The 14,620-nt window shown below is 70.1% G+C and carries 12 protein-coding genes and 3 pseudogenes; 8 read left to right on the forward strand and 7 right to left on the reverse strand.

The genetic code is table 11. The annotated features are described in order from the left end of the window. The 7 genes and pseudogenes from IO30_RS40635 to IO30_RS0118080 all read left to right on the forward strand — a co-directional run bounded on the left by IO30_RS40635 (position 1) and on the right by IO30_RS0118080 (position 6,273). Positions 1 to 356 (forward strand): annotated as a pseudogene (locus IO30_RS40635) (roadblock/LC7 domain-containing protein). After that, positions 353 to 745 (forward strand): DUF742 domain-containing protein, encoded by a 393-nt coding sequence (locus IO30_RS0118055; RefSeq protein WP_030037344.1) that lies wholly within the window; start codon positions 353 to 355, stop codon positions 743 to 745. The pseudogene IO30_RS40635 and the gene IO30_RS0118055 overlap by 4 nt, the downstream one beginning before the upstream one ends. Then, a complete protein-coding gene (locus tag IO30_RS0118060) occupies positions 726 to 1,307 on the forward strand; it encodes a GTP-binding protein (RefSeq protein WP_031144253.1) in 582 nt (193 codons plus the stop codon). Before IO30_RS0118055 ends, IO30_RS0118060 begins: the two co-directional genes overlap by 20 nt. A 293-nt stretch (positions 1,308 to 1,600) precedes the next feature. Then, positions 1,601 to 4,807: a sensor histidine kinase gene (locus IO30_RS0118065; RefSeq protein WP_051859527.1), complete on the forward strand. Its 3,207-nt coding sequence runs from the start codon at positions 1,601 to 1,603 to the stop codon at positions 4,805 to 4,807. Positions 4,808 to 4,817: 10 nt separating this feature from the next. Beyond that, positions 4,818 to 5,160, forward strand: a pseudogene (locus tag IO30_RS40640) (roadblock/LC7 domain-containing protein); the annotation flags it as partial. Next, the gene (locus tag IO30_RS0118075; RefSeq protein WP_425338110.1) at positions 5,043 to 5,699 is read left to right on the forward strand and encodes a DUF742 domain-containing protein; all 657 of its coding nucleotides are present in this window, start codon (positions 5,043 to 5,045) and stop codon (positions 5,697 to 5,699) included. The pseudogene IO30_RS40640 and the gene IO30_RS0118075, both read left to right, overlap by 118 nt. Then, a complete protein-coding gene (locus IO30_RS0118080; RefSeq protein ID WP_031144258.1) occupies positions 5,680 to 6,273 on the forward strand; it encodes a GTP-binding protein in 594 nt (197 codons plus the stop codon). Before IO30_RS0118075 ends, IO30_RS0118080 begins: the two co-directional genes overlap by 20 nt. Before the next feature lie 224 nt (positions 6,274 to 6,497). Here IO30_RS0118080 and IO30_RS0118085 read toward each other — a convergent pair whose 3' ends face one another. Further along, the gene (locus tag IO30_RS0118085; RefSeq protein ID WP_031144261.1) at positions 6,498 to 6,698 is read right to left on the reverse strand and encodes an acyl-CoA carboxylase subunit epsilon; all 201 of its coding nucleotides are present in this window, start codon (positions 6,696 to 6,698) and stop codon (positions 6,498 to 6,500) included. A 23-nt stretch (positions 6,699 to 6,721) separates the two neighbouring features. Continuing rightward, a pseudogene (locus IO30_RS40645) lies at positions 6,722 to 8,111 on the reverse strand (acyl-CoA carboxylase subunit beta). Positions 8,112 to 8,368: 257 nt separating this feature from the next. Between IO30_RS40645 and IO30_RS0118095 the strand changes: the two are divergent. Then, complete coding sequence (locus tag IO30_RS0118095) at positions 8,369 to 8,992, forward strand: YceI family protein (protein ID WP_031144263.1); 624 nt, start codon at positions 8,369 to 8,371, stop codon at positions 8,990 to 8,992. Positions 8,993 to 8,995: 3 nt separating this feature from the next. Here the strand turns inward: IO30_RS0118095 and IO30_RS0118100 are convergent, their stop codons facing one another. The 5 genes from IO30_RS0118100 to IO30_RS0118120 all read right to left on the reverse strand — a co-directional run. Continuing rightward, a complete protein-coding gene (locus IO30_RS0118100) occupies positions 8,996 to 10,339 on the reverse strand; it encodes a hypothetical protein (protein WP_031144265.1) in 1,344 nt (447 codons plus the stop codon). A 57-nt stretch (positions 10,340 to 10,396) separates the two neighbouring features. Next, a complete protein-coding gene (gene cimA, locus IO30_RS0118105) occupies positions 10,397 to 12,025 on the reverse strand; it encodes a citramalate synthase (protein WP_031144267.1) in 1,629 nt (542 codons plus the stop codon). Between the two features lie 324 nt (positions 12,026 to 12,349). Beyond that, complete coding sequence (locus IO30_RS0118110; RefSeq protein ID WP_031144269.1) at positions 12,350 to 12,970, reverse strand: TetR/AcrR family transcriptional regulator; 621 nt, start codon at positions 12,968 to 12,970, stop codon at positions 12,350 to 12,352. 38 nt (positions 12,971 to 13,008) lie between these two features. Then, on the reverse strand, positions 13,009 to 14,046 hold the full coding sequence (locus tag IO30_RS0118115; RefSeq protein WP_037894411.1) for an agmatine deiminase family protein: 1,038 nt from the start codon (positions 14,044 to 14,046) through the stop codon (positions 13,009 to 13,011). A 30-nt stretch (positions 14,047 to 14,076) separates the two neighbouring features. After that, the coding region (locus IO30_RS0118120) for an amidohydrolase family protein (RefSeq protein ID WP_031144273.1) at positions 14,077 to 14,620 on the reverse strand (544 nt) is incomplete at its 5' end.

Genomic DNA, 14,620 nt, shown 5'->3' on the forward strand with positions numbered 1-14,620 from the left:
ATGAGCCAGGCGGCACAGAACCTGAACTGGTTGATCACCAACTTCGTGGACAACACCCCAGGGGTGTCCCACACCGTGGTGGTCTCCGCCGACGGACGGCCGTGGCCTCCGGTCTGACCTCGTTGACCGCCGGGGCCTCCCGGATCTTCGAGGGCGGCGCCGTCAACCAGACCGTGGTCGAGATGGACCGGGGATTCCTCTTCCTCATGTCCGTCTCGGACGGATCCTCGCTGGCCGTACTGGCGCACCCCGAGTGCGACATCGGCCTGGTGGGCTACGAGATGGCCCTCCTGGTGGACCGAGCGGGCAGCGTCCTGACCCCGGACCTGCGCGCAGAGCTCCCGGAGGATCAATGACCCCGCCCCCCGCCTATCCCGATGCGTACGGAGATTCGTACTCGGAAGGCGACCAGCCGCTGGTGCGTCCGTACGCGATGACCGGCGGCCGGACCCGGCCCCGCTACCAGCTCGCCATCGAGGCACTGGTCAGCACCACGGCCGATCCGATGCACCTGTCCGGCCTGCTCCCGGAGCACCAGCGCATCTGCACCCTGTGCCGCGAGGTCAAGTCGGTCGCGGAGGTCTCCGCACTGCTGTCGATGCCGCTCGGTGTCGCCCGGATCCTCGTCGCCGACCTGGCGGAGGCCGGAATGGTGGCCATCCACCAGCCGGGCAATGGAGAGGCCGGCGGCACGCCGGATGTAACGCTGCTCGAAAGGGTGCTCAGTGGCCTTCGGAACATCTAGCGGTGGAGCGGCTCGCTCCACCACCTCCGCGAAGATCGTGGTGGCGGGCGGCTTCGGCGTGGGCAAGACCACGTTCGTCGGCGCCGTCTCCGAGATCAACCCGCTGCGCACCGAAGCCGTCATGACCAGCGCCAGCGCGGGGATCGACGACCTCACGCACACCGGTGACAAGACGACCACCACGGTCGCCATGGACTTCGGCCGCATCACCCTGGACCAGGACCTGATCCTGTACCTCTTCGGTACGCCGGGTCAGGACCGCTTCTGGTTCATGTGGGACGACCTCGTCCGCGGCGCCATCGGTGCGATCGTGCTCGTGGACACCCGCCGTCTCGCCGACTGCTTCCCCGCCGTCGACTACTTCGAGAACAGCGGCCTGCCGTTCGTCGTGGCGCTCAACGGCTTCGAGGGGCACCAGCCGTACACCCCGGAGGAAGTCCGCGAGGCCCTGCAGATCGGCCCCGGCGCCCCGATCATCACGACCGACGCCCGCCACCGCGCGGACGCCAAGAGCGCGCTCATCACGCTCGTCGAGCACGCCCTGATGGCACGGCTCAAGTAACACGTTTTCAACTGCCGCGCGTGAGGGGCGGGCTGTGTCTTGCGACACGGCCCGCCCTTCTGCTTCATAACGTTTCGACAGAGAATTGAAGCCAGGTGGACACAGGGTGCGTTCGGTTGGTGCCCCTACGTTCACAACTCCGCCGATTTTTGCCGCAGGAAGCTCTTTATGTCCGATTTATGCGGGGCATAAGGCTCTAGGAATGGCCGATTTCAACTGTTTGGAACACGGCCGTTAACCGTGCTGGAATTCAACGAACTAGCTAGTAGCACCGCCGAGAGGTTGTTGGTCGAGTGAGGCGAAGCATCACGAGCCCCGCGGATGAACCCGCGCGCGGCAACTTCACCCCGCCGCCGCGAGCGGCCGCGTCGCCCGTCGACGTGCCCGTGGAACCACCCGCGCGCAGCGGCAGCACCAGCAGGTTCTCGCCCCGCAACTGGCGTGTGCCGACCCGTCTGAACGCGATCCTGCTCGTCCCCGTCCTCGTCGGACTGGTCATGGGCGGCTTCCAGGTGAAGGGCTCCATCGACACCTGGAACGAGGCCAAGGACGCCGAGAAGATAGCCAGGGTCGTCCAGGCCTCTTCCGAGTACAGCCAGGCACTGCTCAACGAGCGTGACCTCAGCGCGGAGCCGCTGCTGAGCGGCAACGCCAAGAGCGAGGTCGTCACCACGGCGTACGCGGCGACCAACACGGCCAAGGCGAAGTTCGACAAGGCCGTCCAGGACATGCCCAAGCAGCAGGGCCTGGAGCGCCGTCTGGAGCTCTTCCGCGCGGAGGAGCCCAAGCTGGAGCAGGTGCGCAAGACCGCGTACCAGGCCCAGATCGAGAGCGCCAAGAAGAACCTCCCCAACTCGGCGGGCCCCATCCCGACCGAAGAGGGCTACGTGCTGGTCCAGCACTACCTCATGCAGTTCGCCAACGAGCTGGGCCTCGGCACCGGCAACGTGACCTCCTACGGCCGCATGGTCTACGCGATCCAGCTGGCCAAGGCCGCGAACTCGCTCCAGCGCTCGGTCGGCACGCACCTGCTGGTGCGCCCGAGCACGGACGAGAACATCCGCAAGGCCCAGCTGGTCGCCTTCTCCTCCTACGCCTACCTCGAAGAGATCGCCATCGGCGAGTACGTCGCGGCGGGCACCGAGGAGGACGTGAACCGCCTCAAGGAGGTCATGGGCAAGAAGTCGCAGGAAGGCGCCGTCAAGCTCGCCGAGGCCAAGACGGCCGCCGAGCAGGCCGGTGTCCGCTTCGTGCCGCCGCCCGTGGTCAACAACTCCCCGCTCACCGGCATGACCGAGGCGATCGCCCGCGGCGACAACAAGAAGAAGCTGACGGACGAAGGCACCACGCCGACGGCCTGGCAGTACGCCGCCACCGCCAAGTTCGACGGCTACGCCGAGATCGAGAAGGAACTCCTCGACAAGGCCGTCACGGACACCATCGCGATCTCCGACGACGCCCGCAACGACGCCATCATCAACGGCGCCATCGTCGTGATCGCCCTGCTCGCGGCCTTCATCCTGGCCGGCATGATGGCCCGCCAGATGAGCCGCGCGATGTCGCACCTGCGCACCGCCGCCTTCGAGGTCGCCGAGCAGCGTCTCCCGGCCCTCGTCGACCAGCTCTCGCGCACCGATCCCGGCAAGGTCGACACCCGGGTCATACCGATCCCGATCAACTCCCAGGACGAGATCGGCGAGGTCGCCCGGGCCTTCGACCAGGTCCACCAGGAAGCGGTACGGCTCGCCGCCGAGCAGGCCCTCCTGCGAGGGAACGTCAACGCGATCTTCACGAACCTCTCCATGCGCAACCAGTCGCTGATCGAGGGCCAGCTGACCCTCATCACCGACCTGGAGAACAACGAGGCGGACCCGGACCAGCTGGAGAACCTCTTCCGCCTGGACCACCTGGCCACCCGTATGCGCCGCAACGGCGAGAACCTCCTCATCCTCGCGGGTGAGGAACCGGGCCGCCGCTGGGACCAGCCGGTCCCCCTCGTCGACGTCCTGCGCGCCGCCTCCTCCGAGGTGGAGCAGTACGAGCGCATCGAGCTCTCGGGCGTCTCCGAGGCCGAGATCCACGGCCAGGCCGTGACCGACCTCGTGCACCTGCTGGCCGAGCTCCTGGAGAACGCCACCACGTTCTCCTCCCCGCAGACCAAGGTCCGGGTGAACGCCACGCGTCTGCCCGACGGCCGCGTGATGGTCGAGATCCACGACAAGGGCATCGGCCTCACCGCCGAGGACTTCGCGGACATCAACCACAAGCTGGCCAACCCGCCGACCGTGGACGCCGCGATCTCCCAGCGCATGGGCCTGTTCGTGGTCGGCCGGCTGGCGGACCGCCACAGCATCCGCGTCCAGCTGCGCCCCTCGGGCGAGGCGGCCGGCACCACCTCGCTGGTCATGCTCCCCGACGCCATCACCCACGGTGGCGGTGGCGAGGGCATTCCGGACGACGACTTCACGGTCTCCTCGATCATTCCGGAGCAGCAGAGCCAGCAGTCCGCCCCGCTGCGCACCGCCGCCGAGCTCGGGTTCGACGACTCCCGCTACGACCAGCAGGGCGCCGAGGGCCACGAGCTGGACCCCGTGGGCCGGTCCCTGGGCGCCGAGGAGCGACGGGCCGCGCTGAAGGCCCAGGTCTCCTTCCCGCAGGACCAGCAGTACGGCACGGGCACCGACCCGTCCGCCCAGGGCTATCCGGAACCCCAGCCTGAGCACGGCTACCAGCCGTACCAGGGCTACGAGCAGCAGCCCGGGCAGGGTTACGACGCTCCGTACGAGGCTCCCGACGAGTTCGCGGCCCAGCCGGGCTACGAGGCCTACCCCCAGCAGGGATATGGCTATCCGGAAGCCGACTACCAGGACCAGCAGCAGGGCGCCGCGAGCTACGACGACGGCTACGAGTCCCAGTCGGAGCAGGCCGAGTGGCCCGAGCAGAACGGCTACCCGGCGGGCTACCAGCAGAATTACGGGACCGAATCGGAATCCCAGGTCGGTCCCGAACAGGCCCCGGAACGCGTAGGCTTCGACCGTCCGGGCGCCGCTGCCGACACCGGCCACCAGATGACCGGAGCGGGCCTGCCGCGTCGCGGCAGCCAGCAGCAGTGGCAGCCGGCACAGCAGGAAGCGGAGTCCACCGGATCCCTCTTCGAGCAGCGGCCGCAGCGTCAGCAGCAGCCCGCCGCCCCGGAGCAGGCCCCGGAGGAGACGGAAGGCACGGCGGCCTGGCGCTCACGCAACGACGAGCGCTGGCAGCAGGCCGGAAAGCTCCGTGAGCCGAAGGCGGGCGGGGTCACCCCGTCCGGTCTCCCTCGGCGGGTACCCAAGGCCAACCTGGTCGAGGGCACCGCGGAGTCGACCCCTCAGGGCGGCCCTCAGGTCTCCCGCGCCCCGGAGGACGTCCGTGGCAGGTTGAGCAACCTGCGGCGGGGTGTCCAGCAGGGACGCAACGCGGGTTCCGAGCAGTCAAGTAACAGCTATGACCAGGAGCGTTAGTGTGAGCCCGATGAGCCAGGCGGCACAGAACCTGAACTGGTTGATCACCAACTTCGTGGACAACACCCCAGGGGTGTCCCACACCGTGGTGGTCTCCGCCGACGGACGCGGCCGTGGCCTCCGGTCTGACCTCGTTGACCGCCGGGGCCTCCCGGATCTTCGAAGGCGGCGCCGTCAACCAGACCGTGGTCGAGATGGACCGGGGATTCCTGTTCCTCATGTCCGTCTCGGACGGATCCTCGCTCGCGGTGCTCGCGCACCCCGAGTGCGACATCGGCCTGGTGGGCTACGAGATGGCCCTCCTGGTGGACCGAGCGGGCAGCGTCCTGACCCCGGACCTGCGCGCAGAGCTCGACATCCTTATGGCGGCGCGCAGCAGCAGCCGCAGGGTGGGCACGACCAGAACCGCTTCAACTTCCCCTCCTCCCCCAGCCGGCCCGTGCCGGAGCACAACCCCTACCAGCAGCAGCCGTACGGTCAGCCCCAGCAGCAGCCCCAGATGCCTGCGCAGCAGCCTCCGCGTGCTGCGCGGCAGCCCGCTCCGAAGGCTCACAACCCGCTGGTGCGTCCGTACGCGATGACCGGCGGCCGTACTCGGCCGCGCTACCAGCTCGCCATCGAGGCGCTGGTCAGTACCACGGCAGACCCCGCGCGGCTGCAAGGGCAGTTGCCCGAGCACCAGCGCATCTGCCACCTGTGCCAGGAGATCAAATCCGTCGCGGAGATCTCGGCACTTCTCTCCATTCCTCTTGGTGTCGCCCGCATCCTCGTCGCCGACCTGGCGGAGGCGGGCCTTGTCGCCATTCACCAGCCCGGCGGCGACGAGTCTGCCGGCGGCCAGCCAGATGTGACACTGCTCGAAAGGGTGCTCAGTGGACTTCGCAAGCTCTAACGGAGGTTCTGCCGGAGGGGCACCGCGCTCCACCACCTCCGCGAAGATCGTGGTGGCGGGCGGCTTCGGCGTGGGCAAGACCACGTTCGTCGGCGCGGTCTCCGAGATCAACCCGCTGCGCACCGAAGCCGTCATGACCAGCGCCTCCGCCGGGATCGACGACCTCACCCACACCGGTGACAAGACGACCACCACGGTCGCCATGGACTTCGGCCGCATCACCCTGGACCAGGACCTGATCCTGTACCTCTTCGGTACCCCCGGTCAGGACCGCTTCTGGTTCATGTGGGACGACCTCGTCCGCGGCGCCATCGGCGCCGTCGTCCTCGTGGACACCCGCCGTCTCGCCGACTGCTTCCCCGCCGTCGACTACTTCGAGAACAGCGGCCTGCCGTTCGTCATCGCCCTCAACGGCTTCGACGGGCACCAGCCGTACACCCCGGAGGAAGTCCGCGAGGCCCTGCAGATCGGCCCGGACGCCCCGATCATCACGACCGACGCCCGCCACCGCGCGGACGCCAAGAGCGCGCTCATCACGCTCGTCGAGCACGCCCTGATGGCACGCCTGCGGTAGGTCGCGCCCACCGCCTGTGGGAAGGCCCCCGCGTCAGCCGACGCGGGGGCCTTCGCCGTTCTGCGGCCGTTCTGCGGCCGTTCTGCGGCCGTTCTGCGGCCGTTCTGCGGCCGTTCTGCGGCCGTTCTGCGGCCGATGTGCGCGTCGCGCCTTTGCCCGCCGCGCATGCCGAAGGCCCCGCACCCCCTGGAGGGGTGCGGGGCCTTCGGTGCGTGCTAGGGCTGTCAGCCCTGCCAGCTGTGCGGGGCGCGGAAGCCCGGGGTGCGCTCCAGGCGGCGCCAGCCGGCCTGGGAGCGGGGGATGCGGACCGAGGTCTCGGGGGTGGCGGCGGCACGGGCGAGCAGGATCGCGGTGATCGCGGCCAGCTCCTCGGGCTCGGCGTTGCCCTTCTCGACGCGCAGCAGGGTGTCCGTGGCGTTGCTCATGGGGTGGCAGGTCTCCTTCGCGGTTACTGCGGCGGGTTGCCGTGCTTGCGGGACGGCAGATCGGCGTGCTTGTTGCGGAGCATCGCGAGGGCGCTGATGAGCACCTCGCGGGTCTCTGCGGGGTCGATGACGTCGTCGACGAGGCCGCGCTCGGCCGCGTAGTACGGGTGCATCAGTTCGGCCTTGTACTCCTTGACCATGCGGACGCGCATGGCCTCGGGGTCCTCGGCGTCCGCGATCTGCTTGCGGAAGATGACGTTGGCCGCGCCTTCGGCGCCCATGACGGCGATCTCGTTGGTGGGCCAGGCGTAGGTGATGTCGGCGCCGATGGACTGGGAGTCCATGACGATGTACGCGCCGCCGTAGGCCTTGCGCAGGATCAGCGAGATCCGCGGGACCGTGGCGTTGCAGTAGGCGTAGAGCAGCTTGGCGCCGTGGCGGATGATGCCGCCGTGCTCCTGGTCGACGCCCGGCAGGAAGCCGGGGACGTCCAGCAGGGTGATGATCGGGATGTTGAAGGCGTCGCAGAGCTGCACGAAGCGCGCGGCCTTCTCGGACGCGTGGATGTCCAGCACGCCGGCCAGGTGGCCGGGCTGGTTGGCGACGATGCCGACGACCTGGCCGTCCATCCGGCCCAGGGCGCAGATGATGTTGCGGGCCCAGCGCTCGTGGATCTCCAGGACGTCGCCCTCGTCGACGAGCTCCTCGATGACCTTGAGCATGTCGTAGGGACGGTTGCCGTCGGCGGGCACCAGGTCCAGCAGGACCTCCGAGCGGCGGTCGGCCGGGTCGGTCGTCTCGTGGACCGGGGGGTTCTCCCGGTTGTTGGAAGGCAGCATCGAGATGAGGAACCGGACCTCGGCGATGCAGGTCTCCTCGTCGTCGTACGCGAAGTGCGCGACGCCCGAGGTCTCGGCGTGCACGTCCGCGCCGCCGAGCCCGTTCGTACCCGGCGAGCGCCGAGACGCCCTCCTGGATACGGGCGCCCGCGCCGTCGTTCAGCGAGACCAGCGGGGCACCCGCCGCGATGGCCATGTCCATGATCTTGTGGATCTTCGTGGCATGGGCCTCGCCCAGCGCCCCGCCGAAGATCCGGAAGTCGTGCGCGTAGACGAAGACCGTCCGGCCCTCGACCGTGCCCCAGCCCGTGATCACACCGTCGGTGTAGGGCTTCTTGGACTCCAGGCCGAACCCGGTGGCCCGGTGCCGGCGCAGCTGCTCGACCTCCTTGAAGGAACCTTCGTCGAGGAGGAGAGCGATGCGCTCACGCGCCGTCAGCTTGCCCTTGGCGTGCTGGGTTTCGGTCGCCCGGTCACTGGGGCCGCGACGCGCCTGCTCGCGCAGGGAGTGCAGCTCGGCGACGCGCCCTCGGGCGTCGGTCGGCTCGCTCGGAGTCTGGTCCACAACGGTCATGTACCGACCTTACGAAGCCGTACCTGAAAAACCTCCGTTGGTTCCACACAGTCTCGGCCGTGTTCCGCTGTCCGGCCCGGACAGAACCGCCGAACGATGCATCGACTCCACCAGCCGGGACCTTCGACCTTTGTGGGGTCGCCACAAAACCTGCCGACGCGCGGCAGAGAAGTTGAAATTTGAACGGAATGGGTCTAGCGTCATTCTCGTTGAACATTCAACGAACATCCGGGCAGCACACTACCGAGGAGCAAGCCATGGGTCTCTTCACCCGCCGCAACCAGGAGTCTCAGATCAAGGACGGCGCCACCGCCGTCGCCACGCTCGACGTGGACCCGGCGCTCGCCGCGCTCACCGGGGACTACGTCATCGACGCGGCCCACAGCAGCATCGGCTTCACCGTCCGCCACGCGATGGTCACCAACGTCCGCGGCTCCTTCACCGAGCACGAGGGCACCCTGCACCTGGACGGCAGCGACCCGGCCCGCTCCACGGCCTCCATCGACGTCAAGATCGCCTCCGTGGACACCGGCATCGCCGACCGCGACGGGCACCTGCGCGGCAGCGACTTCTTCGACGCCGAGGTCTTCCCCCTGATGACCTTCCGCTCCAGCGAGGCGCGCCAGCTCGGCGGGGACGCGTACCGCATCACCGGTGAGCTGACCATCAAGGACGTCACCCGCCCGCTCTCCGTGGACCTGGAGTTCAACGGCTCCGCCACCGACGTCTACGGCGCCGAGCGCGTCGGCTTCGAGGGCAGCGCCGAGATCCTGCGGTCCGACTGGGGCCTGACCTGGAACGCCGCGCTGGAGGCCGGCGGCGTGATGGTGAGCGACAAGGTGAAGCTCACCTTCGACATCTCGGCCGTCAAGCAGGCCTGAGGCCTAGAAGCCGCCACCGCCGTCGAACCCGCCGCCTCCGTCGAAGCCCCCTCCGCCGCCGAAGTCACCACTGCCGCCGAAGTCGGAGGGGTTGAAGTCGGCCCCGGAGACGTCCCCGCCCTCGAAGCCCGCGCCGCCGCCGAAGTCGGAGGCGTAGGCGGGGCTGGACATCATCGAACCGAGCATCGTGCCCATGAGCAGGCCGGGCAGGATGCCGCCGCCGAAGTAGCCGCCGGCCCAGGGACCGTACGCCGGGCCGGCGTCGTAGTAGGGGCGCGGCCCGCGCTCGGTGTCGACCGTGCGCACCGCCGGGTCCAGGCCGTCGCGCAGCCGCACGGCGTCCGCCGCGCAGACGGGCACCGTACGGGAGGCACCGCCCGCCGGGGCCCAGGTGGCGTCCTCGGTGCTCGGCCCGTGGCGCGGGTCGAAGAAGCAGGGCATCCGGCGCTCCGGCAGCGGCTTGCCCTGGCGGCGCGCGTCGAGGCTGGCGAGGGCGTACCGGCCGTCCTCCAGGGCCTGGGTCACCCCCGTGACCTCCTCGGGGCGCTGCACCCGGGCCATGATCTGCTTGGCCTTCTCGTAGGAGTCGAGGCCCTGCTCGTAGTCCTTGCGCATGGCGTCGTCCGCCCCGGGCTCGGCGGGATGGAAGTCGAGGCGTTCCAGCTCCTCGCCGAAGGCCGTGATGTCCTCGTCCACGACCACGGACAGCCGGGCCACCGCCTCGCGCCGGGTCTCTTCCTTCTTCTTCTGATTGCGCCGGACCAGCGTGTACGCGCCCGCGCCGCCGACCACGGCCACCGCGCCGAGGGCGATCAGGGCGCCGACCGGGGCGCCGTCGTCCGCCGCGGCCGTCCCCCAGGAGGCGGGTGCGCTGCCCTTGGCCTGGCTGAGGGCCTGGTCCACGAAGGTGTTCAGCTGGGTGCTCGCGTCCACCGGCCCGCCGGCCTTCACCGAGGCCGTGAGGTTGCGTACGGCGTTGGACGGCATGACGGCCGGGTCGGCGCCCGCGCTGAACCCGTCGCCGAGCCGGACCGCGTAGAGCCCGGTGATGCCCGTCTGGGCGCGCACCGCGGACAGCAGCCCCTCGGCCGGGTACTCGGCCGTGGCGGGCAGCACCGCGACGAACACGGGCTTCCCGGCGTCCTTGATCTTCTGTGCCAGCGCGTCCGCGTCCGCCTGCGACAGCTGCGCCGCGGCGCCCGGGTCGACGTAGACGGGGCCCTCCTTGAGGGCCTCCGCCACGGCGGCCGGTCCGGTGGCGGCCGACGCCTGCGGGGCGACCGCGACGGCGGTCGCCGACAGGGCGAACAGCAGACCGGAAAGTACGGATATCAGCCTGGTCCTCATAACCATGACGCTACCCGAACCGGAACTTTCCTGTGTGAACAGGACATAAGGGCATTGCTACTCGGCGGGTTCCACTCCGGCGCGCAGGAGACCGTAGGTGAAGGCGTCTTCCAGGGCCTGCCAGGAGGCCGCGATCACGTTGGGGGCCACGCCGACCGTGGACCAGTCGCGGACCCCGTCCGAGGTGGAGACCAGGACGCGGGTCGTGGACTCCGTACCGTGCGTGCCCTCCAGGATGCGGACCTTGTAGTCGACCAGCTCGAACTTGGCCAGCTGCGGGTAGAAGCGCTCCAGGGCGACCCGCAGGGCCCGGTCCAGTGCGTTGACCGGGCCGTTGCCCTCGGCGGTCGCGACGATGCGCTCGCCCTTGGCCCACAGCTTGACCGTGGCCTCGTTGGCGTGGGTGCCGTCCGGGCGGTCCTCGACGATCGCCCGCCAGGACTCGATGCGGAAGTACTTGCGGGCCCGCCCCTCGGCCTCGGCGCGGAGCAGCAGCTCGAAGGAGGCGTCGGCCGCCTCGTAGGTGTAGCCCTGGAGCTCGCGCTCCTTGACCCGCTCCACGACCCGGGAGATCAGTGCGCGGTCCCCGCCCAGGTCGACGCCGAGCTCCTTGCCCTTGAGCTCGATGGAGGCGCGGCCCGCCATGTCGGAGACCAGCATCCGCATGGTGTTGCCGACCCGCTCGGGGTCGATGTGCTGGTAGAGGTCCGGGTCCACCTTGATGGCCGAGGCGTGCAGGCCCGCCTTGTGCGCGAAGGCGGAGACGCCGACGTAGGGCTGGTGGGTGGAGGGGGTGAGGTTGACGACCTCCGCGATGGCGTGCGAGATCCGGGTCATCTCGGCGAGCGCGCCGTCGGGGAGGACCTTGCGGCCGTACTTGATCTCCAGGGCGGCGACGACCGGGAAGAGGTTGGCGTTGCCCACGCGCTCGCCGTAGCCGTTGGCGGTGCACTGGACGTGGGTGGCGCCCGCGTCGACGGCGGCCAGGGTGTTGGCGACGGCGCAGCCGGTGTCGTCCTGGGCGTGGATGCCCAGGCGGGCGCCGGTGTCGGCGAGGACGGTCGCGACGGTGGCCGTCACCTGCGCGGGCAGCATGCCGCCGTTGGTGTCGCAGAGGATGACGACGTCGGCCCCGGCCTCGTGGGCCGTGCGGACGACGGCCTTGGCGTACTCCGGGTTGGCCCGGTAGCCGTCGAAGAAGTGCTCGCAGTCCACGAAGACGCGGCGGCCGCGCTCGACCAGGTGGGAGACGGTGTCGCGGACCATCTCCAGGTTCTCGTCGAGCGTGGTGCGCAGCGCCAGCTCGACGTGGCGGTCGTGGGACTTGGCGACGAGGGTGATCACGGGGGCGCCCGACTCCAGCAGGGCCCGCACCTGCGGGTCCTCGGCGGCCGAGCCGCCGGCCCGGCGGGTCGCGCCGAAGGCGACCAGCTGGGCGTTCTTGAAGTCGATCTCGGCGCGGGCCCGCGCGAAGAACTCGGTGTCGCGGGGGTTGGCACCGGGCCAGCCGCCCTCGATGAAGCCCACTCCGAAGTCGTCCAGGTGCCGGGCGATCGTCAGCTTGTCCGCGACGGTGAGGTTGATGCCCTCGCGCTGGGCGCCGTCGCGCAGGGTGGTGTCGAAGACGTGGAAGCTGTCGTCCAGGCCCCCGGACAGCACAGTGGCCGCCTCTGGTGTCGTCGTCATGCTGATCTGACTCCTGTCGGATGAGTGGTTCCGGAGACCCGGGATCCACTGCCCCCATCATCGCGTGCGTTCACGTCCCGGCAGGGATGGTGCCGGGAAACGAAAAAACCTCTCGCGGGTGCGAGAGGTTTGCGCGCGGGTCTGGGGCACGTAGCCGCTTTCCGCGAAGGTCTTCCACGGTTCAGCGGCCACTGAGGACCGGCGCGCTGCTGGCGATAATCATGAGCTGAGCAGGCACGTCCGCAGTGTGCCACAACGGCTGCGGGGCGCGGACACGGATCTCACCATGCGGGCACCCGCGCGTCGCACGGGCGGGACGGGCCCTCAGCCGCGCGGGGCGAGGGTGTCCGTGAGGAACTCGCGGACGTGCTCCAGGATGGCGCCGCGGTCCAGCGTCGGCAGGCCCACCGCCAGCTGGATGCTGAATCCGTCCAGGAGGGCCCGGATGCGGGCCGCGACCCGGTCGGCGTCCACCGGGCGGAACTCGCCGCGCGAGATGCCCTCGGCGAGCAGGGCGACCAGGTCGCGGTGCCAGGCGCCCTCGATGGCCGCCTGCCGCTCGCGTTCCCGCGCGCCGGCGTTCTGGGACCGGTTCCAGACCTCCAGCCAGAGCGTCCAGTGCGGATCGCGGGCCCGGGTGGGCACGTACAGGTCCACGTACGCCTGCAGGCGCTCGACGACCGGGCCGCGGCGGGCGAGCAGCGCCCGCCGCTCGGTGCCCAGGGCCGCCTCGCTCCACTCCAGGGTCTGCAGCAGGAGCTCGTCCTTGCTGCGGAAGTAGTAGAGGAGGTGGCCGCTGCTCATGCCGACCTCGCGGCCCAGCCCGGCCATGGTCAGCCCTTCGAGACCGCGTTCGGCGATCGTGGCCATGGCGGCGACGAGTACGTCCTCGCGCGGGGGCGCGTTCTTGCGCGCCGCCCGTACCGGTACTCCGCCCGCCGCCATGTGCCCACTCCTCGTCGGTCGGCCGCCGGTCCCCGTGCTCAGACCTTCGGCTGCTGCTGGGTGATGCAGTGGATACCGCCACCCCCGGCGAAAATCGTACGTGCGTCAACGAGGGTCACGGTCCGCTCCGGGAACAGTCCGCGGAAGATCTCGGCCGCTTCCTCGTCGCGCGGGTCGTCGAACGAGCACAGGACGACGCCGCCGTTGCACAGGTAGTGGTTGATGTACGAGTAGTCCACCCACTCCCCGTCCTCCTCCAGCACGGTCGGCGCCGGGATCTCCACGACCTCCAGCTGCCGGCCGCGGGCGTCGGTGGACGCCCGCAGGATGGCGGCGATGGTCTTGCACCGCTCGTGGTCCGGGTGGGCCGGGTCGGGCTGGGTGTGCACCATCACCACACCCGGGCGGGCGAAGGCCGCGACGATGTCCACGTGGCCCTGGGTGCCGTAGGTGCCGTAGTCGCCGGCCAGGCCGTACGGCAGCCAGATCGCCTTGGTGGTGCCGAGGTGCGCGTGGATCTCGGCCTCGACCTGCTGGCGGGTCCAGCCGGGGTTGCGGCCCTCGCCGAGCTGCACGGTGTCGGTGAGGAGCACGGTGCCCTCGCCGTCGACGTGGATGGCGCCGCCCTCGTTGACCAGCGGAGTGCTGTAGGTACGGGTGCCGACGACGTCGGAGACGTGCCGGGCGATCTTCGCGTCGTGGTCCCATCGGGCCCACTCCTGGGCTCCCCAGCCGTTGAAGGTCCAGTCGACGGCGGCGAGCTCGCCCGCGTCGTCGGTCACGAAGGTCGGGCCGATGTCGCGCATCCAGGCGTCGTCGAGCTCCTGCTCGACCAGCTGCACGTCCTCGCCGACGATCGCCCGGGCGTTCTCGGCGTCACCGGGCGAGACCACGAGGGTCACGGGCTCGTACGCGCGCACCGCGCGGGCGACGGCGCCCCAGGCCTCGCGGGCCTCGGCGAGCTCCTGCTCGTTGGTGAAGGTCGGGTTGGGGCTGGGCCAGGCCATCCAGGTGCGCTCGTGGGGCATCCACTCGGCGGGCATCCGGAATCCGTTGTGCACGGGCTTTGCGGTCATGGCAGGGAGGTCCTTACGGGCTGTGCTGACTTAGAGGAAGTACAGGCGGTTGAGGGAGACCGATTCGGCGGCTTCGGAGCGCAGCGGTTCCCCGTCGAGGGAGACGAGGCCGCTGTGCGCGTCCACGTCGACCGCGCCCACCCGGGAGTTGAGGAGCAGGTCGCGGGGGCCGATGCCGCGGGTGCCGCGGACGGCGACCCGGCGCCTGCGGGTGGGCATCTCGTCGCTGCCGAGGGCCGCGGCGGCGGCGGAGACGAAGGCCACCGAGATGTCGGCCGCGGTGGCTCCGTACGCGCCGAACTGCGGCCCGAGGACGAGTGGTTCGCAGGTGTCGGTGGCGGCGTTGGGGTCGCCGGTGACTCCGTACGCGGGGAAACCGGACTTGAGGATGAGCTGCGGCTTGGCGCCGAAGAACTGCGGGCGCCACAGCACGATGTCGGCGAGCTTGCCGACCTCGATCGAGCCGATCTCATGGGCCAGGCCGTGCGCGATCGCCGGGTTGATCGTCAGCTTGGCCATGTACCGCAGCACCCGGGCGTTGTCGTCGCCCTCGCCGTCACCGGCCAGCGGACCC

The organism is Streptomyces xanthophaeus, assembly GCF_000725805.1.
Lineage (GTDB): Bacteria > Actinomycetota > Actinomycetes > Streptomycetales > Streptomycetaceae > Streptomyces > Streptomyces xanthophaeus.

What these genes read in the sequence shown, in the direction of transcription:
- IO30_RS0118115 (WP_037894411.1), bottom strand. Translation starts at nt 14,046, where the DNA reads ATGACCGCAAAGCCCGTGCACAACGGATTCCGGATGCCCGCCGAGTGG.
- IO30_RS0118100 (WP_031144265.1), bottom strand. Translation starts at nt 10,339, where the DNA reads ATGAGGACCAGGCTGATATCCGTACTTTCCGGTCTGCTGTTCGCCCTG.
- IO30_RS0118085 (WP_031144261.1), bottom strand. Translation starts at nt 6,698, where the DNA reads ATGAGCAACGCCACGGACACCCTGCTGCGCGTCGAGAAGGGCAACGCC.
- cimA (WP_031144267.1), bottom strand. Translation starts at nt 12,025, where the DNA reads ATGACGACGACACCAGAGGCGGCCACTGTGCTGTCCGGGGGCCTGGAC.
- IO30_RS0118110 (WP_031144269.1), bottom strand. Translation starts at nt 12,970, where the DNA reads ATGGCGGCGGGCGGAGTACCGGTACGGGCGGCGCGCAAGAACGCGCCC.
- IO30_RS0118095 (WP_031144263.1), top strand. Translation starts at nt 8,369, where the DNA reads ATGGGTCTCTTCACCCGCCGCAACCAGGAGTCTCAGATCAAGGACGGC.
- IO30_RS0118055 (WP_030037344.1), top strand. Translation starts at nt 353, where the DNA reads ATGACCCCGCCCCCCGCCTATCCCGATGCGTACGGAGATTCGTACTCG.